The organism is Mycobacterium sp. NGS49 (assembly GCF_059812565.1).
This window is the reverse complement of sequence record NZ_JCALCX010000007.1, coordinates 26138-43891: the sequence shown is the minus strand read 5'-3', so window position 1 is coordinate 43891 and position 17754 is coordinate 26138. Positions and strand designations below refer to the sequence as shown.

Annotated in this window: 18 protein-coding genes; 7 read left to right on the top strand and 11 right to left on the bottom strand. The window is 65.1% G+C overall.

Annotated features, from left to right (window positions below; genetic code table 11):
- Window positions 1-44 precede the first annotated feature (44 nt).
- Entirely contained in the window at window positions 45-332 is a 288-nt protein-coding gene (locus tag AC5Y7D_RS08935; RefSeq protein WP_499923294.1) for an Mtp family mycobacterial-type pilin, read from the top strand.
- Window positions 333-347: 15 nt separating this feature from the next.
- Here the strand turns inward: AC5Y7D_RS08935 and AC5Y7D_RS08930 are convergent, their stop codons facing one another.
- Complete coding sequence (locus AC5Y7D_RS08930) at window positions 348-743, bottom strand: hypothetical protein (protein WP_499923569.1); 396 nt, start codon at window positions 741-743, stop codon at window positions 348-350.
- 186 nt (window positions 744-929) lie between these two features.
- On the opposite strand from AC5Y7D_RS08930, the gene AC5Y7D_RS08925 reads away from it, so the two are divergent.
- The 3 genes from AC5Y7D_RS08925 to AC5Y7D_RS08915 all read left to right on the top strand — a co-directional run bounded on the left by AC5Y7D_RS08925 (window position 930) and on the right by AC5Y7D_RS08915 (window position 2731).
- Entirely contained in the window at window positions 930-1610 is a 681-nt protein-coding gene (locus AC5Y7D_RS08925) for an Rv1363c family protein (protein WP_499923293.1), read from the top strand.
- A complete protein-coding gene (locus tag AC5Y7D_RS08920) occupies window positions 1610-2137 on the top strand; it encodes an Rv1363c family protein (RefSeq protein WP_499923290.1) in 528 nt (175 codons plus the stop codon). Before AC5Y7D_RS08925 ends, AC5Y7D_RS08920 begins: the two co-directional genes overlap by 1 nt.
- 135 nt (window positions 2138-2272) lie before the next feature.
- Window positions 2273-2731 carry an Rv2253/PknI dimerization domain-containing protein gene (locus AC5Y7D_RS08915; protein WP_499923288.1) on the top strand — a complete coding sequence of 153 codons (459 nt, stop codon included), beginning with the start codon at window positions 2273-2275 and terminating at the stop codon, window positions 2729-2731.
- A gap of 20 nt (window positions 2732-2751) precedes the next feature.
- Here AC5Y7D_RS08915 and AC5Y7D_RS08910 read toward each other — a convergent pair whose 3' ends face one another.
- The 10 genes from AC5Y7D_RS08910 to AC5Y7D_RS08865 all read right to left on the bottom strand — a co-directional run bounded on the left by AC5Y7D_RS08910 (window position 2752) and on the right by AC5Y7D_RS08865 (window position 15134).
- On the bottom strand, window positions 2752-4389 hold the full coding sequence (locus AC5Y7D_RS08910; RefSeq protein WP_499923286.1) for an MCE family protein: 1638 nt from the start codon (window positions 4387-4389) through the stop codon (window positions 2752-2754).
- Window positions 4390-5628 (bottom strand): MCE family protein, encoded by a 1239-nt coding sequence (locus AC5Y7D_RS08905; RefSeq protein WP_499923285.1) that lies wholly within the window; start codon window positions 5626-5628, stop codon window positions 4390-4392.
- Entirely contained in the window at window positions 5625-7049 is a 1425-nt protein-coding gene (locus AC5Y7D_RS08900; protein WP_499923283.1) for an MCE family protein, read from the bottom strand. The genes AC5Y7D_RS08905 and AC5Y7D_RS08900 overlap by 4 nt, the downstream gene beginning before the upstream one ends.
- On the bottom strand, window positions 7046-8128 hold the full coding sequence (locus AC5Y7D_RS08895) for an MCE family protein (protein WP_499923282.1): 1083 nt from the start codon (window positions 8126-8128) through the stop codon (window positions 7046-7048). Before AC5Y7D_RS08895 ends, AC5Y7D_RS08900 begins: the two co-directional genes overlap by 4 nt.
- Complete coding sequence (locus AC5Y7D_RS08890; RefSeq protein WP_499923281.1) at window positions 8121-9152, bottom strand: MCE family protein; 1032 nt, start codon at window positions 9150-9152, stop codon at window positions 8121-8123. Before AC5Y7D_RS08890 ends, AC5Y7D_RS08895 begins: the two co-directional genes overlap by 8 nt.
- Window positions 9149-10408 (bottom strand): MCE family protein, encoded by a 1260-nt coding sequence (locus tag AC5Y7D_RS08885; RefSeq protein WP_499923279.1) that lies wholly within the window; start codon window positions 10406-10408, stop codon window positions 9149-9151. The genes AC5Y7D_RS08890 and AC5Y7D_RS08885 overlap by 4 nt, the downstream gene beginning before the upstream one ends.
- A 16-nt stretch (window positions 10409-10424) precedes the next feature.
- Complete coding sequence (locus AC5Y7D_RS08880; RefSeq protein WP_499923276.1) at window positions 10425-11270, bottom strand: MlaE family ABC transporter permease; 846 nt, start codon at window positions 11268-11270, stop codon at window positions 10425-10427.
- 53 nt (window positions 11271-11323) lie between these two features.
- Window positions 11324-12130, bottom strand: a complete 807-nt coding sequence (locus AC5Y7D_RS08875) for an MlaE family ABC transporter permease (RefSeq protein ID WP_499923272.1) — start codon at window positions 12128-12130, stop codon at window positions 11324-11326.
- A 278-nt stretch (window positions 12131-12408) separates the two neighbouring features.
- Window positions 12409-13614, bottom strand: a complete 1206-nt coding sequence (locus AC5Y7D_RS08870) for a CaiB/BaiF CoA transferase family protein (RefSeq protein ID WP_499923270.1) — start codon at window positions 13612-13614, stop codon at window positions 12409-12411.
- Window positions 13611-15134: an aldehyde dehydrogenase family protein gene (locus tag AC5Y7D_RS08865; protein ID WP_499923269.1), complete on the bottom strand. Its 1524-nt coding sequence runs from the start codon at window positions 15132-15134 to the stop codon at window positions 13611-13613. The genes AC5Y7D_RS08870 and AC5Y7D_RS08865 overlap by 4 nt, the downstream gene beginning before the upstream one ends.
- A gap of 286 nt (window positions 15135-15420) precedes the next feature.
- Here AC5Y7D_RS08865 and AC5Y7D_RS08860 point away from each other — a divergent pair, with 286 nt between their 5' ends.
- The 3 genes from AC5Y7D_RS08860 to AC5Y7D_RS08850 are packed head-to-tail and all read left to right on the top strand — an operon-like array spanning window position 15421 to window position 17713.
- Window positions 15421-16122, top strand: coding sequence for an SDR family NAD(P)-dependent oxidoreductase (locus AC5Y7D_RS08860; RefSeq protein ID WP_499923266.1), 702 nt, complete (start codon window positions 15421-15423; stop codon window positions 16120-16122).
- 14 nt (window positions 16123-16136) lie between these two features.
- A complete protein-coding gene (locus tag AC5Y7D_RS08855) occupies window positions 16137-16331 on the top strand; it encodes a ferredoxin (RefSeq protein ID WP_499923264.1) in 195 nt (64 codons plus the stop codon).
- A gap of 20 nt (window positions 16332-16351) precedes the next feature.
- Window positions 16352-17713 (top strand): cytochrome P450, encoded by a 1362-nt coding sequence (locus AC5Y7D_RS08850; RefSeq protein ID WP_499923568.1) that lies wholly within the window; start codon window positions 16352-16354, stop codon window positions 17711-17713.
- Window positions 17714-17754: the final 41 nt, after the last annotated feature.

Sequence of the window (17754 nt, the reverse complement as noted above, 5' to 3'; positions counted from 1 at the left end):
GCGGTTTCATTTTCACAGGCGGCCCGCTCGGATACCGTTGGCATATGCACAGTGTGAGGCGCCTCGCAGCCGCAGCGATCATGGTCACCACCGGCTGGGCGCCCGGCACCATGGCCGCGGCGTACGCCGACGACGAGGTTCCCTGGCCGTGGGTGGGCTACCACTGGTGCCCCGGCCAGCCCTTCAACGCGGGAGCCTGGGGGCCACAGTGGGATCCGACGACCTGTCACGATGCGCACCACCGCGATATGGACGGCACGCTGCACAATCGTGATTACTTCGGGCCCAGCCCTTTTCAGGATTGGCCCGAGATTCCGAACAACCGGCCCTGAGTGGACGTCGCACGACTAGGTGTCGCCGCGCTCCCAAACCTGCTTGCCGTCGTGGGCGTTGCAGACCAGGAACAGGCCATCCGGCGCCTGCGCAACGTAGTACTCGGGGTATTCGACACAGGACGAGTTCTCGATCTTCACGCCGGCCATCGGAGGCGACCGGAACCATCGCGGCTCATACCTTCGCGGTGACCCGCAGAACATCAGCCGCCCCGGCTCGGTGGCGAAGGACACGTAGTAGTCGGCGGTGCCGAACACGTAGTAGGTGGTGTTGTCGCACGGCGCACCCAGGACGACGTGCCCGGTGATACCGGGCGTGCAGTCGGGGTAGTCACAGGTAACCGGATCGGCAGCCGCCTGCGGCACCCCCACCGCACCGAGGCCGAGCATTGCGGCGATCGCGGCCGCCATGAATCGCACCAGCTTAATTTGCCACAACCGGAAAGAAAATTCATTATGTTGGCCAGAGATGGTAAGAAAATTCTCTCAATCGGAGAAGCGCCCTGAGAGTTCCCGCCTACGGGCCCGTGGCACCGGCATCAACACCGGCCGGTGATAATGTGACACTTTCGTAGCTGCGGGGCGAGGAGGTGATCGATGCCGCCACGCGAACCCTCGGCTGACGCACTCGATGCCGACCTCGCCGAGGTGGAGGCCCGCGCCGAGGCGGCACGGGCTCGGGCCGGCGAGTTGCGCCGCCAGGCGCAGGCGGCGTCGTCGCGCGATGACGCCGACCGCGGCGAGTCGACCGCAGAAACCGGATCGGCGAAACCGCGCCGTCGGCGACTTCATCGCCCGGGCCGCAAAGCCGTTGTCGTCGCGGCGGCGATTGTGGTCTCCTGCGCCGCATTCACCGGCAGCGGTTATCTGGTGTGGCACCACCGGCAAGTCACCCAGCAAACTCGGCGCACCGAGGAATTCGCAACGGCGGCGCGCAACGCCGTGATGCTGATGATGTCGATCGACCCGAAAAAGGCCAGAGCCGACATGCAACGGTTCGCCGACGAAACCACCGGACAATTCAAGGCCGGCGTATTGATGGGCGCCGAGGATATGGTCCGGGCTTTGGAACAATCCAAGATCGCCGCCAAGGCCGCCGTGCAGGCCGTCGGCGTGCAGTCGATGACCGACGACTCAGCCGTGGTACTGGTGGCGGCCAAGTCCGAGCTGACCAAGCCCGATCAGGCCAAGCCCGAAATGCGGACGTGGCGGCTGGTCGTCGATGTCACCAGAGAAGGCGACCAGCTCAAGATCTCCAAGATCGAGTTCGTCCCGTGATGCGGCCCCGGACCGGCGCGATCGCGCGCTGGGCGCGCCGTGGCGTGTCGCGCTGGCGTGTGATTGTGCTGACGGCCCTGGTGGTGGCTACCACCGGGTTCGGTGCCGGTTACTTCTACTTCGTGTACCGGACGGACATGGACACCGATCGCGCGGTGGCACGCCAGGTCGTCAAAGCGGCCAGCGACGGCGCCGTGGCGCTGCTGTCCTACTCGCCAGACACGCTCAGCCGCGACCTGGCCAATGCGAAATCGCGCGTCACCGACAACTACCTGCCCTATTACCAGCAGTTCGCCGACCAGATCGTGGGTCCGTCGACGCAGCGTGCGCAAGTCACCACCACCGCCACTGTGGTGAAGGCCGCCGTCGCCGAACTGAATCCGAATTCGGCGGTGGTACTGGTTTTCGTCAAGCAAAAGACCGCGAGCAAAGAAAAACCAGAACCGGTGGTGACATCGAGCAGCCTTCGGGTAACGTTAAAAAAGGTCAACAGTTCATGGCTTATCGAGAAATTCGAGGGCGTGTGACCATGTCGCGTCTTTCTCGATGATCTTGTGACTTCACGTGAAATTGCCGGAATGCCACGCGTCGAGGAGCAGCGGGTGATGCGTTCGATAACTGCGACGGTCGGTGCAACTCTCGCGGTTGGCGGGGCGGCAGTCATGCTTCACACGGCCCCGGCGGCCTCGGCCTACAATCCGGCCCTCAACGGCAGATTCACCGCCACCATGATCGGCGACTGGGCCCGGACCAGGACCGTGTATCACGACGAAGCGGTGGTTCAGAGCACCTGGACGATCACCTCGTCATGTTCGACCGCGCAGGACTGCACCGGCCAAGTCGTCAGCGACCAGGGCTGGACCGCACCGATGACGATGCACGACGGCATCAACTGGTATGTCAAACGCGACATCCCCAACTGGGAGACGTGTGACGACGGCACCACCTTCAGCGGCCACGAAGTCTTCTACTTCTATCCCGCGAACCCCGAAACCGGCGAAAGTGTGCTCGGCTCATCGGTGTTGGCGGGACGCGAACATACCGCCGGCGCAAGTGGCGCCTGCGGCACCAATGCTCCCCTGTATATCGAACAGCCGTTCCGGCTGGACAGGATCGGTTGACCCGGCCGCCCGCGCCACCGTCAGATGGCGAACATGTCCCTCCACGTCTTGGGCGCCTTCGATGCCACCAGATCCGTCTGACGGAACACCTGCCCGTCCGGGGTGACGTAACTCCCGGTCTCGGGGCTGTACTGAGCGAATGCCACCGACGGGCCGGGCGGTAATCCGTTGCGGCCGAACGCGCTCGGAGCAGCTGACGGTGCCGGATTGGGCGCAGCGGCGGCCGGCGGCGGCGCCGGGGTGGAGCCCAGGTCAAGCGGCGCGATGGAGGCCACCTGACCCATCGGCGCCTGCGGGGTGATGCCCGGTGCGGCCGGCGTACCCGCCGGCGGGGGCACCACTCCGGGCGGCAGTGGTGTTCCCTCTATCGGTCCGAAGATTCGCTCGCGATTCTGGTTGACCCGGTCGTCCGGTGGGATGCCCTGGGCCAGCAGGTTGGGGTCCAGCGGGTAGGTTCCGAACGCGTGCTGCCTCATCGCCAGCGGCATGAATGGCTTATCGCTGTCACAGATTTCGACGGTGGGCGCCCGCTTGCCAGGGTGTCCCATGCAGGGGTAGTTGCGGGCACCGCGCACCCCGATCGGCGAATCCTGTGGCAGCTTGCAGTACAGGCCGTCGGGCGTGTCGATGGTGGTGGTGTCGGCCGGCGAACGCCATTGGCTCGGCGGTAGGAAGCCGACCGTACAAGCGGGCGGGTCGCTGATTATGAGATTGAAAGCGCCGGTGGCCAACCCGGTCGGGCTCTTGGTGCCCAGGAAGGACTGGATCGCGGCGGTGAACGGTGGCAGCAACACCAGTACCTGCTCGAGCGAAGCGTGGTAGGTCACCCCGATCTGGCCGATCGTGGTCAGGTTGGCCAGCAGCACCGGCAGCGTCGGCTTGATCTGGTCCAACAGCCGCGAAGCCTCGTTGAGGGCTTCCGGCCCGTTTTCCAGCAGGGTGCGCACCTGCGGATCGTTGGTCGCGAGCTGGCCGGTGAATCCGGCGAGGCTGTGCGCCCACCGACGGATCGAGTTGGCGGTCTGCGCCTGGCTGTCCAGCAACGGCCCGGTGTCCTCGGTCAGCCTGCGCGCGGGGTCTGCTACACCGTTGAGGTCACCCGAGATCTGCGCCGAGGAGTCGAACAGGGACCCGAAATCGTAACTGGCGCCGTTGAATGCCTTGAACGACTCGTCGAGCAATTGAGTGAGCTTGCCCCGCGGGATGCTGTTCAGCAGGGCACTGGTCTGGTCCAGCACGGGTCCGATCGGCTGCGGTGTCTTCGTGTCCTTCTTGGCGATCACCGAACCGTCGTGCAGGTAGGGCGGCGAGTCGGTTCGGGGCAGCAGGTCGACGTACTGCTCCCCCACGGCGGAGATGCTGCGCACCTCCGCGTCCAGGTCCGCGGGAATCTTCGGCGAAGTATCAAGCCGCATGGTCGCTTTCGCGCCGCGCTCGGTCAACTCCACGGCGGTGACCTTGCCGATCTGCACACCGCGATACGTGACATTGCTGAAGCGGTAAAGGTTTCCGGTCTCGCGCAATTCGAGGGTGACGGTCATCTTGCCGATCCCGAGCAGCGTCGGCGCCTGTACGTAGTAGATGACCATCACGAACAGGCCGATGATTCCCACGATCGCGAAGATGGCCAACTGGATACGGATGAAGCGGGTCAGCATCTAGCCATTCCCCTCCGCCGGTGCCACCGCCGGCGGCAGACCGCTGGGTGGCGCGCTCTGATCCGGGCCGGCCGGTAGCGGACCGGGCAGCATCTGTTGAGACACCGGCGCGCCCGCGGGCGGCGGTCCCGGCAGGTACGAACCCGGTGCCCCCGGCGCGCCGAACCGGAACTGCAGATACTCCGGATCGCCCGGCGCGGGCACACCCTCGGCGCCAATCCGTTCCCAGTGGGTGCCGCGCAGGATGCTCTTGCGCAAACCGGCGTTGGTGAGGTCGATGATGAAGTACCCGTTGACGAAGTCGCCGCGGACGTAGCGGTCGATGAACCCCTGGGTGAAGGGGAACGTCGGCGCATAGGCAAGGGCGGCATCCAGATCGGGTCCCACGTCGGCGAGGGCCTTGATGGTCGGCTCGAGATTCTTCAGGTTGTTCACCAGGTCGGTGCCGGCGTCGTTGACCAGCCTGGTGGCGGTGTTGCTGAACGTTCCGAGCTTGTTCAGCGCGGTGGTGAGCCGGGGCCGCTCCCGGTTGAGCACATCCAGCGCCGGCGGAATCTTGTTCAGCGCCTGGGTGATCACGTCCCGTTGACCGGCCAGCGTGCCGGCAAGCCGATTCAGCGCCTGCACCGACGCCACGATGTTGTCCCGCTGCGCATCGAATGTGCCCACGAACCGGTCCAGCCGGTTCAGCAGATCGCGGACATCGCCGGCCCGGCCCGACAGCGCGGCATTGAAGTTGTTGATGATGTCCCCGATCTGCCCCAGCCCTCCGGCATTGAGGACCACCGACAGCGAGGACAGGGTCTGCTCGGTCGACGGGTAGGTCGACGACCGGTTGAGCGGGATGGTGGCGCCCGGTTGCAGCCGACCGCTCGGCTCCTGACCCAGGGGCGTATTCAACTGCAGGTGCATAGATCCCAGCAGGCTGGTCTGCCCGACGCTGGCCACCGCATTGGCCGGAATCACCACACCCGGCCGCACCGACACCTCGACATCGGCGTGCCAGCCCCGGACCGACAACTTCCGGATGCTGCCGACGATCACGTCGTTGATCATCACCGGCGAATTAGCTTCCAGCGTACCGACATTGGCGACCTCGACGTGGTACACGCCGGAGCCCGGGCCGCGTCCCACCGCGCCCGGCAGTGGCAGGGAATTCAGACCACTGAACGCGCACCCGGTTGCGGTGAGCGTGACGCACAATCCGATGCCCAGCATCATGCGAATGCGCCGCATCATGATTGCGGCCTCTCGGCGGGCAGCAGCAGTTCCGGCACGCTCTGCGGGGCCGGGGCCGGTTCCGGCGGCACACTCGGCGGCGGCGGCTCCGGCATGGCGGCTCCCGGTATCCGTGCGGGTGGACCGGGTGGCGGCGGCGCCTCGGGGGTGTCGCCCGGCAAGCCGGTGTATGCCGAGACCGCCGGCGGCAACTCGGGCGCCGTCGGCTTCGGGCCTTCGCCGCCCGGCGCCAGCCGTTGCTCGGTGTACACGACGTTCTTCGGGTCGAATGCCGGGGCCAGGATCGGGTTCACCGGAATCGGCAGATAGTTGAAGTTGAAGAAGGTCAGCGGGTTGAACACCTTCAAGGCGGGGCTGAGATACAGGCCGCACAACTTGCCGGTCTCCACCGACGTGACGTTCTCCAGCGCGCCGATCTGCGAACAGAAGGCATTCGTGGGGTTGCTGAGATTCTGGACGCCGACGCCGCCGCGTACGTTGCCGACATCGGGGTCATAGTCGTTGTAGGCGTTGGCGATTGCGTTGGGCGCCACGTGCAGCACGTTCTGCAGGGCCATCTTGTTGTCGACCAGGATCTGGGTGAGATCGGCCAGCCGGGCGATCTGCTCGGCGGTCTGGTCCCTGCTGCCCGCAATGAACCGCTGTACCTCGCCGACCGCGCTCGACAAGTCCGTCAGCGCCGCATCCAGGGTGTCCCTGTTGTCGTCGAGCACGGTGGTGAGGGTGGCCAGCCGATCGTTGAACTGCACGAGCTGGACGTTGCTGTCTCGCAGGGCTCCGACGAAAGTCTGCAGATTCTTGATGATGTCGACCACGTTGCCGCTACCGTTGGCGAAAATCCGTGCCAGTTCCGACAATTGGGCCAATGTCTGGCGCAGCTTGTCACCGTTGCCGCCCAGTGCGTTGGCGGCGGCATCGATGAACCGCGACACCGACGGTGTCGACACCCTGCTATTGGGCCCGAAATCGGTTGCCAGCTTCATCAATTGGTCTTTGATCTCGTCCCATTCGACGGGAGTCGCCGTCCGGTTGACCGGAATCACGGCACCATCGGTCATGACCGCGCCGGCGGAGCGGTAGGCGGGCGTGAGCTGGACATAGCGGGCGGCAACGAGGTTCTGGGCGACGATCACCGCTTTGGCGTCCGCCGGAATGTTGATGCCGTGATCGACGTGCATCACCATTTTGGCCTGGGTGCCCGCCGGCCGGATCGACTCGATGGTCCCGACCTTCAGGCCCGACACCCGCACGTCGTCACCGGGATAGATGGCGGTGGCGGTGTGAAAGTAGGCGATGATCGTGGTGGGCCGGAAGAACGTGTTGCGGATGGCGACAGCGGCGCCCACCACCACAAGAATCGCCAACACGATCGCCAGGCCGATCTGCAGCCTGCTGCGCAGGATGGACTCGAGTCGCTTCATCGCGACCCTCCCGGGTTCTGGTTGAACGGGAACGGCAGCAGTGCGCGCGGGCCCGCGTTGTCCGGCGGTTGTCCCGGCGCACCGTAGGCACGGAAGCCGAAGGCGTAGTCGATCAGCCACTGGAAGAACTGCAGGGTGAACAGGTTAGGGATGAACGGGTTGTAGTAGAACCCGCTGGACACCGTCTCGCCCTGCGTCAACTGATATTTCGCCAATCCCGGCAACGCTTTGGCGAGATTGTCACGGTTGTCTTCCAGCATGGCCGTGACCGAGTTCAGCTTCCTCAGCGTCGGGGCCAGCTTGGCCTCGTTGTCATGGACCAGGCCGGACAGCTGCTTGGCCACCGCGGACGTGCTGGCGAGCAGGCGCACGATCGCCTGCCGCCGCTCCACCAGCATCGACAGCAGATCGTCGGCGTTGAGGATCAGCGTGTTCAGTTGCTGACTGCGCTCGGAGAGGATGTGCGTGACGTCGGCCGCGCCCTTGAGCAATTGACTCAGGGTCTGATTGCGGTCGTTCAGGGTTGCCGAGAGCCGGGTCACCCCGTCGAACGTCGGTCCCAACTGCGGCGCAATCTGATTCAGTGTGTTCGACAGCGTGTCCAGGGACTGGTTGAGCGTGTCGGTGTTGGTTCCCGCGATGTCGGTGGCCAGGTCACCGACGGCCTCGGACAAGGAGTAGGGCGAGGAGGTACGCGACAGCGGGATGACCGCCATCGGGCGCATGTTGCCGCTGCCGGTGGATTCGACGGTCAAGACCCGCTGGCCCAGTAGCGAACCGGTGCGGATGTGGGCGGTACTGGCCGACCCGAGCGCGACCGCCCCTTTCACGGTGAACGTCACCAGGACGTCCCCGCCCTGCAGCGACATCCCTGACACGCTGCCGACCTTGATCCCCGACACCGTCACGTCATTGCCGGTCACCAGCCCGCCGGCATCGGCGAACACCGCCTGGTACCGGACCGTGGTAGCCCGTTGCAGCAACTGGTCGGGCGACAGCCCGACGGCGATGACCAGCACTATCAACACGACGCCGATGAATCCGGCTCGAATGAGTTGCGCTCCGCGGTACTTAAGCATCGGGCTCAGCACACCTTCCGGTGACCTGGTGGGTGACGCCCACCTCTACCGTTCGGTACTGCAGATCGGAAACCCGCAGCGCGAGACCGCACAGATAGTAGGGGAACCAGGCGCCGTAGGAGCCGAGCCTGGTCAGCTTTCGGTAGTTGTTGGGCAACTTCTTCAGCGAGATGTCCAGCAGGTTCTTGTCTTTGTCCAGCAGCGGGGCCAGCCGATTCAACTGGTCGATCGTGCCGGACAACGGCGGACGGGCACGGACCAGCAGGTCCGCGATCGAAGCGGTTCCGTTGTCCAGAGCGGTGATCGCGGCGCCGATCGTGTCGCGGTCCGAGGACAGTCCGCTGATCAGCCGCTCCAGCCGATCGATGGCGCCGGAGAACTTGGTACCCTCCGCGTTGACGGTGCCCACCACCGTGTTCAGGTTGTCGATCAGGGCCTGCACCGTTTCGCCGTTGTCAGCCAACGTGTTCGAGAACGACGACGTCTTGGACAGCAGCGACTGCAGGGTGCCGCCCTCGCCCTGGAAAACCTCGATCAGAGACGCGCTGAGCGCATTGACGTCTTCGGCCTTGAGGCCCTTGGTCACCGGCTTCAGCCCACCCAGCAGCAGATCAAGGTCAAGCGCCGGCGCGGTGCGGTCGATCGGAATCTCCGAGCCACCCGGCAGCGGCTTGGTGTTGCCCGGCCCGTCGAGCAGTTCGAGGTAGCGGTCACCGACCAGGTTCAGGTAGCGGATCACCGCGCGGGTGCCACCGGTGAGCACCACATCGCGGCTGGCGTCGAATTTGACCAGAACCTTCTTGTCCGCCCGCAATTCGACGCTGTTCACGGTGCCCACCCGGACGCCGGCGACCCGCACGGTCTGGCCCTGCTTGAGCCGCGATACGTCGGTGAAGAGCGCGGAATACTCGGTGGTCGAACCCGTTTGGTACTGGCCGAAGATGAAGAACAGGAACACGGTCAACAGCACCATGACCAGCGCGAAGGAGCCGAACTTGATGATCATCCCGCGTGAGTTGGTCATCCGGGTTGTCCAATTTGCATGGTGTTGCGCGGCGGACCGTCGATCGGACCGTAGAGCAGTTGTTTGAGCGCGTCTGAGTTCAGCAGCAGCTGCGGGTTGCCGTACTCCTGCGGGTTGGCGCCCACGTCGGCCACCACGAACGGCGGCGCGACGTCAAACGGCACAACGGGCAGCGTGTGACACTGGGGACCGCCGGTCGCAGCGACTTTGGGCAGGTTGCTCGGATAACGGTAGCGTTCGGCGCCGAAACCGAGGAACACCAACACCTTGATCATCGGCTCCGGCAGGTTGGGAGCATGCAGGTTCACCAGCGAGCCGGAAAGCCCGCACCACAGCGCTTGGTGGTACTCGTTGGTCAAATCGGTGGTCGGCAACAGCAGATGCAGCACGTCGGTCAACGCCTGCCGGTTGCCGCCGATCACCTCATTGCCGATGTCCGCCAAGCCGATTGAGCTGATCAGGAACGCATCCAGGTTCTGTTGCTCTTCGACGATGGATTTGCTGATCCTGATCGCATTCTCGGCCGACCCGATGAGATCCGGCGCGGCGTCGGCGTACGCGTTGCTCACCACGGGCAGGACCGCGAGGTCGTGGTTCAGTGCGGGCAGCGCCGGGTCCTGCTTGGCGAGAAAAGCATTCAGGTCCGACAAGGCCTGCCCGATCTTGTGGCCACGGCCGTTCACGGCCGACGCGATGGCGCCCAGCGTTTCGTTGAGCTTGGCGGGATCGATGCTGGACAACAGATTGGTGAGCTGCTGGAACACCGTGTTGATCTCGACGGTGACGCTCTTGCCTGCGAGCACCTGATGCGCTTGCAGGCTCTGACGCGCGGGCTCGTCAGAGGGAATCAGTTCCACGAACTTGGCGCCGAATACCGTTGTCGACGCGATGTCGACGAGCACATTGCCCGGAATGAGATGCATCGCCGACGGCTGCATCGCGAGGTGCAGGACCGCCTCACCGTTCGGGCGCTCCTCGATGGATTCGACCTTGCCCACCACCACGCCGCGCATCTTCACTTTGGCTTCGGGGTTCATCACCAGCCCGGCGCGCGGCGACACCACGGTCACCGGCACACTTTCGGTGAAATCGCTGCGGAACAACCCGACTGCCAAGGCGACGATCGTCAGGATGACGACGACGGTCGCCAGCCCCACCAGTGGGCGCACGTAAGCACGGGGCTTCGGCCGGCCGGAATGGTGTGACCGGCCCCGGGCGCTGGGGCTATGCCGGCCCGCCGGAACATGTGTGACCACTGGTTTTCACCTCCTGCTAGCCCGACAGGTTGAAGTTGCCGTTGGAACCGTAGATGGACAAGGAGATCAGCAGGGTCACCGAGACCACCACGATCAGCGAGGTTCGCACCGCGTTGCCGGTGGCGACGCCGACACCCGCCGGGCCACCCGATGCGAAGAAGCCGTAATAGGTGTGGATCAGCAAGATGGTGATGGCCATCAGCACGGCCTGCAGGAAGGACCACAGTAGGTCGATCGGGTTGAGGAAGGTCGTGAAGTAGTGCTGATACAGGCCGCCGGACTGGCCGAACAGGATCACGGTGGTGAACTGGCTGGCGAGAAACGACAGGCTTACGGCGATGCTGTACAGCGGCGTGATGGCCAGCATGCCGGCCACGATTCTGGTGCTGACCAGATACGAGACCGGTCGAATCGCCATGGATTCCAACGCATCGATTTCTTCGTTGATCCGCATCGCACCGAGTTGGGCGGTCACTCCGGCGCCGAAGGTGGCCGCCAAGCCGATGCCCGCGACGATCGGCGCTGCGATGCGCACGTTGATGAAGGCCGCCAGGAAACCGGTCAGGGCCTCGATGCCGATGTTGCCGAGTGAGCTGTATCCCTGGACCGCCAGGGTGCCGCCCGCGGCCAGCGTCAAGAACCCGACGATCACCAAGGTGCCGCCGATCATCGCCAAAGTGCCCGCACCCATGCTGATTTCGGCAATGAGACGAACGATCTCCCGCCCGTATCGGCTGACCGCGAAGGGGATACCGGCGAGCGCCCTACCGTAGAACAGGGTGTGATCACCGATTCGGCCCAGACTGCCGACCGGTCTCTGGAGTTGCCGCGTCAGGCGCGGGTAGACAGCTCGCAGCGCCACCGTGTGTGCTTACACCTCCTTTGGCGTATCGGACGCATGGTTCTCGCTGGCGCCTACTTGGCCGACATTCGGATACCGATAGCGGTCACAACCACATTGACCACGAACAGTGACATGAACGCGTAGACCACCGTCTCATTGACGGCGTTGCCGACCGCCTTGGCGCCGCCACCGGTTATAGTGAGCCCCCGGTAACACGCCACCAACCCGGCGATCAGGCCGAAAAGCGCTGCCTTGACACAAGAGATGATCACCTCTGGCACGCCGGTCAACAGGGTGATGCCCGCCGCGAAAGCGCCAGGGTTCACGTCCTGCACGTACACCGAGAAAATGTAGCCACCCAGAATCCCGATGATGACGACCAGGCTGTTCAGCAGCAAAGCGACCAGACCGGAGGCCAGCATGCGAGGGGTCACCAACCGCTGAATCGGGTTGATACCCAAGACCTCCATGGCGTCGATCTCTTCGCGGATCGTCCGGGATCCCAGGTCCGCGCACATCGCCGTGGCGCCGGCGCCCGCGACGATCAACACGGTAACCAGGGGGCCGACCTGAGTCACCGCACCGAAGGCCGCGCCCGCACCCGAGAGGTCGGCAGCGCCCAGTTCCCGCAACAGGATGTTCAGGGTGAAACTGACCAGGACCGTGAACGGGATGGCCACCAACAAGGTCGGGGCGAGCGCAACACGGGCGACAAACCAGGACTGCTCCAAGAACTCACGCCACTGAACGGGCCGGCGGAATGCGAACTTGATGGCATCGGCCGACATGGCGAACAGCGCGCCGACGGCTTCCATGGGTTTGGAACCACGACCCAGCACGATGCCGGGTGTCCAGCGCTCCGCTCCCTTACTCGCCATCGGCCTGGGGTCCTCTCCCGATAGTGTTGCGCGCCAGAAGGTTTCGGGCGACAAGCGCAGTGATGCGCTGTGGCCGCGGCGTTCCGGCCCCCCCACCAGGCGCTACCATCCTCACGCCGCAATTCTCCGTTCGGTCGCGTGAGCTGCCGCTTCCAGTCCATGTCAGCGGCCCGCGCGCCAACCCTGGGAGCGTTCGGCGATTATGACTCATGCCGCGTCCGGGGGGAATGGAAATCGCACAACCGTTATCTGCGCAGACATCATCGCTCTCGCCGGTCCTAGGTGACCGCGCCTGCGGTCTTGAGTTCGATGATGCGGTCCCAGTCGAGCCCCAATTCCAGCAGAATCTCGTCGGTCTGTTCGGCGAAACCGGGTGCCGGCCCGGTCTGCGGGGCGGCGACATCGAACTGGACCGGGTTGGCGACCAATTCGAGTTCGCCTGCACGCACCAGGTATTCATTCGCCCGGATCTGCGCGTCGTCGGCCGCTTGCAGGGTGTCCTGCACCGGCGCCCATGGTCCCGCAAGCGTCGCAAAGCGTTCGCTCCACTCGGCAAGAGTGCGGGTTGCGATGACCTTGGTCAAGATCTCCACCGCATCCGCCGTGTTGGCGGCGATGGTCTCGCCGGTCGCGAAACGCGGGTCGTCGATGAGGTCGGCACGATCGATATGCCGGCAGACGTCGGCCCAGAATTTGCCGGGCTGCATCATCACCAAGGAGATGTACCGGCCGTCGGACGTGGGATACACGCCCACCAGGGGATTGATCGGTGACCCGTGGATACCCGGGGGCGGGGCCTGCATCAGCTGACCGAGGTGTTTGGTCAGCGCAACCGTGTGCCCGAGCGACCACAGCCCGCTGCCCAGCAACGAGACGTCGACGACCGCGGTTTCGCCGGTGCGTTCACGTTTGAGCAGGGCGGCGGCGATGCCGCCGGCGAGGTTGGTGCCGGAGATGGTGTCGCCGTAGGCCGGTCCGGGCGGATTGATCATCCCCTCATAGCCCATCGGGGTGATGGTGGCCGCGGTGCCGGCGCGGCACCAGAAGGCGGTCATGTCGTAGCCGCCCTTGGTCGCTTCATTTCCGCGTGGCCCGAGTGCGCTACCGCGCGCGTAGACAATGCTCGGGTTCACCGCCCTGATCTCGTCGACGTCGATGCCGAATTTCTGTCGATGGTCGGGCAGGAAGCTGGTGAGGAACACGTCGGAACGGCGCGCGAGCTCGTAGAGCACCTCCTTGCCTTCGGGTACCGACATGTCCAGGCCGATGCTGCGCTTGCCGCGGTTGGCGTGCTCGATATTGGGGTTGGGGTCGCCTTCGACACGCAGCATTCCGGTTTGGCGGAGTCCCCGCTGCGGATCGCCGGTCACCGCGTGTTCGACCTTGATGACGTCGGCGCCCCATTCGGCGAGCACCGCACCCGCCGAGGGGACGAACCCGTACATGGCGACTTCAAGCACCCTGATGCCGTCGAGCGGTTTCATGCCCTGGCTCCTTCGGAAGCGGGCACCGGGACCGCGAAAGTCTTGCTTTCGAGGAATTCTTCGAGCCCGGCCACGCCCATCTCCCGACCGACACCGGATTGCTTGAAGCCGCCGAAGGGGCTGTCGGCGCCGAAGTAGTTGCCGCCGTTGACCGAAAACGAGCCGGCCCGGATCCGGCGTGCCACCGACAGGGCGCGGTCCTGGTCGCGGCTGAAGACCGCGCCGGCCAGACCGTAGATCGAGTTGTTGGCGATACGCACCGCGTCATCGTCGCCGTCGAACCCGATCACCACCAGGACCGGCCCGAACACTTCGTCCTGGGCGATCTCGCTGTCGGGGTCGACGTTGGTGAGCAGCGTCGGCGCATAGAAGAAGCCGGGATCCAACCGCTTGCCCCCGGTCACCAACGTGGCACCCGCGGCGACGGCCCGCTGGACCATGCCGTCGACCTTGTCGCGCTGACGTTCGTTGATCAACGGTCCCATATAGGTTTTCGGATCAGCCGGGTCGCCGTGCCGGACCTTGGCGAAGTTCTGCTTGATCAATTCGACGATTTCGTCGTGGTGCTGCTTGGGCACCAGCAGCCGGGAGGTCAGCGCGCAGCCCTGGCCGGCGTGGGTCACCATGCTGAACGCGGCGAACATGGCCGCGCCGGCGAAGTCGGCGTCGTCGAGCATGATCACCGCGGACTTGCCGCCCAGTTCCAGGAAGACGCGCTTGACGGTGCCGCTGGCCGCGGCCATGATCTTGCGCCCGACCGCCGTGGATCCGGTGAACGTCACTACGTCGACTTCGGCGCTGGTGGTCAGCGCTTCGCCCACCGCGGGATCGGAGGAGCTGAGCACGTTGACGACGCCGGGCGGGATGTCGGTGTGGTCGGCGATCAACTCACCGAGAGCGAGGGTGACCAGGGGAGCGTCGGGCGCGCCCTTGAGGACGACGGTGCAGCCGGCGGCCAGCGCGGGGGCCAGCTTGGCCAGGGCGAGCTGGTTCGGGTAGTTGTACGCGATGATGGCCGCGACCACTCCCGCGGCTTCTTTCTCCACCCACCGGTGGTGGCGCATGCCGCGCGACTCTTTATCGCCGAGGTCTTCGCAGAACTCGTAGTTGCGCAGCAGGTCGGCGTAGAACCGCACGATGCCGATCGGCTCGTCGAGCTGGGCGCCGTGCGTCAGTGCCCGGGTCGCCCCGACTTCGGCGATGGTCAGGTCGCGCAACTCTTCGGCCCGATCGAGCAGCGCCCGGTGCAGCTGGTCAAGGCAGCGGATCCGGAACTCGACGTCGGCGCACCAGCCGGTGGTGTCGAAGGCGCGGCGGGCCGCGGCGACGGCCTGCCGGGCCTCCCCGACGGCGGCGTCGGGCGCGTACCCCAGCACCTCGCCGGTGGCGGGATTGGTGGAGGGAAACGTCTTCTCGGTTGCCACCAGCCGACCGTCGATCAGCAGTCGGCGGTCGGGCCCGGTACCGGACCCAGCGCCGGGCCCGGCCCGTTTGCCGACGTCGGCGTCCTGCACTGTCATAGGCCCCTCACGCTGGATGTGGTGACGGTCACGATAATTTCATTCTCATCTCCGGCGAATCTTACAGTCGTAGGTTGAGAAGACAAGCAAGTCCTATCGCCCGACCGCCCAGGTCACAGGCTGAGCGACCGCTCAGCGGACCCACGTCATCGTGGATTGCCGCAGGCCTTCGGCCGTTTCGTGAGAGCCTTGCGGGCAAGTTGGGCGCGAGAGTACGATTCTCATAATCGTAAGGGAGATTCTTTGTGGATGCGATCGGCGGGGTGACGTCCTGGAGCTGGCTGCCATGAGGACCGCAGTGGTTACCGGTGGCGGCTCCGGCATCGGGCTGGCCGTCGCGCAACGGCTCCGGGCGGATGGTCGCATCGTCGCCACCGTCGATCTCAAGCCCTCCGACGACGACCTCTGCTACACCGCGGACGTCACCGACCGCTCGCAGGTCGACGCCGCGTTGTCGGCAATCCGCGATCGCCTGGGACCGGTCGCCATTCTGGTCAACGCGGCCGGCCTGGACGGCTTCAAGCGCTTCACCAACATCACGTTCGAGGACTGGCAGCGGCTGATCGACGTCAACCTGCACGGTGTCTTCCACATGATCCAGGCGGTGCTGCCGGACATGCTGGACGCCGGTTGGGGGCGGATCGTCAATATCTCGTCGTCGAGCACGCATTCCGGGGTGCCGTACATGGCGCACTACGTGGCGGCCAAGTCGGCCGTCAACGGACTGACCAAGTCACTGGCGCTCGAGTACGGGCCACACGGCATCACCGTCAACGCCGTGCCCCCCGGCTTCATCGACACCCCGATGCTTCGCAACGCCGAGAGCCAGGGGTTCCTCGGCGATGTCGAGCAGAACATCGCCCGGACACCGGTGCGACGCATCGGCAAGCCCGAGGACATCGCCGCGGCATGTGCCTTCTTGTCCTCCGATGAAGCGGGCTACATCACCGGCCAGATATTGGGTGTCAACGGCGGTCGAAATACCTGAGCGATGGAGGTCCCGTGAAGGTCTGGGTTGATCCGCAGCGCTGCCAGGGGCACACCTTGTGCGCCATGATCGCGCCGGATTCGTTCCAGCTCAGCGATATCGACGGCAGTTCGTCGGCGGTCAGCGAGGTGGTGCCCGACGATCAGCTCGACCAGGTCCGCGAGGCGGCGCAGTCCTGCCCCGAGCAAGCCATCATCCTCAGCGATTGAATGTACAGGGGGACAACGTATTGAGCGTCGACGATGTCGTGGCCGACGACCGGAAGAAGAACAGCTACCACTTCGACCGCCACTCTGCGGACTACCGCTCGCAGTTCAAGGCCATCACCGAGGAGATGCACGCCAAGTGCCCGATGGCGTGGACCGACACCTACGGTGGGCACTGGGTTGCCGCGGGCAGCCACGAGGTGTTCGAGCTGGCCCGTTGCCCCGCGGTGTCCAACGACCACGACATCCGCGGCGAACGCCGCGGCTACAAAGGCATTTCGATACCAACCGCCCGCCGGGTCAGTGTGGTACGCGGCGGCATCCTGGAGATGGACGACCCGGAGCACCGCACTTATCGCACGGTACTCAACCCGTACCTGTCGCCGGCCGCGGTCAAGCGCTGGGAGCCGGTCATCGACGACGTGACCCGCGCCTGCCTGGACGAGAGGATCGAAAGCGGCCGAATCGATTTCGTCGACGACCTGGCCAATATCGTTCCGGCCGTGCTGACCCTGGCCATGCTGGGCATCCCGCTGCAGAAGTGGAACCTGTACAGCGAGCCCGTGCACGCCGCGGTGTACACCCCTGAGCACTCTCCCGACATCGAACGGGTCACCGAGATGCACCGGCAGATGGGACTCGACATGGTCAACACCATGATCGAGATTCGGGAGAACCCGCGACCCGGTCTGGTGAATGCGCTGTTGCAGATGCGGATCGACGGCGAGCCGGCACCCGATCTGGAGATCCTCGGCAACCTCGGCCTCATCATCGGTGGCGGTTTCGACACCACGACAGCACTGACGGCGCATTCCCTGGAATGGCTTTCGGAAAATCCCGAACAGCGGGAGCGGCTCCGGCGGGAGCGCGCCACGCTGCTCGATCCGGCGACCGAAGAGTTCCTGCGCTACTTCACCCCGGCACCCGGTGACGGCCGCACCTTCTCCGACGACACCGAACTGGACGGCACGCACTTCAAAGAAGGCGAGCGGCTGTGGATCTCGTGGGCGATGGCCAACCGTGACCCGGGGGTCTTCCACGACCCCGACACGGTCATCATGGATCGGAAGGGCAACCGGCACTTCAGCTTCGGTATCGGTGTGCACCGCTGCATCGGGTCTAACGTGGCGCGCACGGTGTTCAAGTCGATGCTCAACGCCGTGCTCGACCGGATGCCCGATTACCGCTGCGACCCCGAGGGCACCGTGCATTACGAGACCATCGGCGTGATTCAGGGCATGCGCAAACTGCCGGCCACCTTCTCGCCCGGACCCCGCCTTGGCGCCGGCTTGGACGAAACGCTGGAGAAGCTGCAGCGGATCTGTGACGAGCAGGGACTCGCCCGGCCCATTACCGAGCGAAAGGAACCCGCGCAGATCTCCTAACGCGAGCAGACGCAAAATCGCACAAAATCGCGCGCGATTGT

Bases quoted from the DNA above. Each gene is read 5' to 3' on its own strand.
- AC5Y7D_RS08895 (WP_499923282.1), bottom strand. From the start codon at position 8,128: ATGCTTAAGTACCGCGGAGCGCAACTCATTCGAGCCGGATTCATCGGC.
- AC5Y7D_RS08900 (WP_499923283.1), bottom strand. From the start codon at position 7,049: ATGAAGCGACTCGAGTCCATCCTGCGCAGCAGGCTGCAGATCGGCCTG.
- AC5Y7D_RS08870 (WP_499923270.1), bottom strand. From the start codon at position 13,614: ATGAAACCGCTCGACGGCATCAGGGTGCTTGAAGTCGCCATGTACGGG.
- AC5Y7D_RS08910 (WP_499923286.1), bottom strand. From the start codon at position 4,389: ATGCTGACCCGCTTCATCCGTATCCAGTTGGCCATCTTCGCGATCGTG.
- AC5Y7D_RS08915 (WP_499923288.1), top strand. From the start codon at position 2,273: ATGCTTCACACGGCCCCGGCGGCCTCGGCCTACAATCCGGCCCTCAAC.
- AC5Y7D_RS08920 (WP_499923290.1), top strand. From the start codon at position 1,610: ATGCGGCCCCGGACCGGCGCGATCGCGCGCTGGGCGCGCCGTGGCGTG.
- AC5Y7D_RS08935 (WP_499923294.1), top strand. From the start codon at position 45: ATGCACAGTGTGAGGCGCCTCGCAGCCGCAGCGATCATGGTCACCACC.
- AC5Y7D_RS08875 (WP_499923272.1), bottom strand. From the start codon at position 12,130: ATGGCGAGTAAGGGAGCGGAGCGCTGGACACCCGGCATCGTGCTGGGT.
- AC5Y7D_RS08905 (WP_499923285.1), bottom strand. From the start codon at position 5,628: ATGATGCGGCGCATTCGCATGATGCTGGGCATCGGATTGTGCGTCACG.
- AC5Y7D_RS08860 (WP_499923266.1), top strand. From the start codon at position 15,421: ATGAGGACCGCAGTGGTTACCGGTGGCGGCTCCGGCATCGGGCTGGCC.
- AC5Y7D_RS08925 (WP_499923293.1), top strand. From the start codon at position 930: ATGCCGCCACGCGAACCCTCGGCTGACGCACTCGATGCCGACCTCGCC.
- AC5Y7D_RS08890 (WP_499923281.1), bottom strand. From the start codon at position 9,152: ATGACCAACTCACGCGGGATGATCATCAAGTTCGGCTCCTTCGCGCTG.
- AC5Y7D_RS08865 (WP_499923269.1), bottom strand. From the start codon at position 15,134: ATGACAGTGCAGGACGCCGACGTCGGCAAACGGGCCGGGCCCGGCGCT.
- AC5Y7D_RS08930 (WP_499923569.1), bottom strand. From the start codon at position 743: ATGGCGGCCGCGATCGCCGCAATGCTCGGCCTCGGTGCGGTGGGGGTG.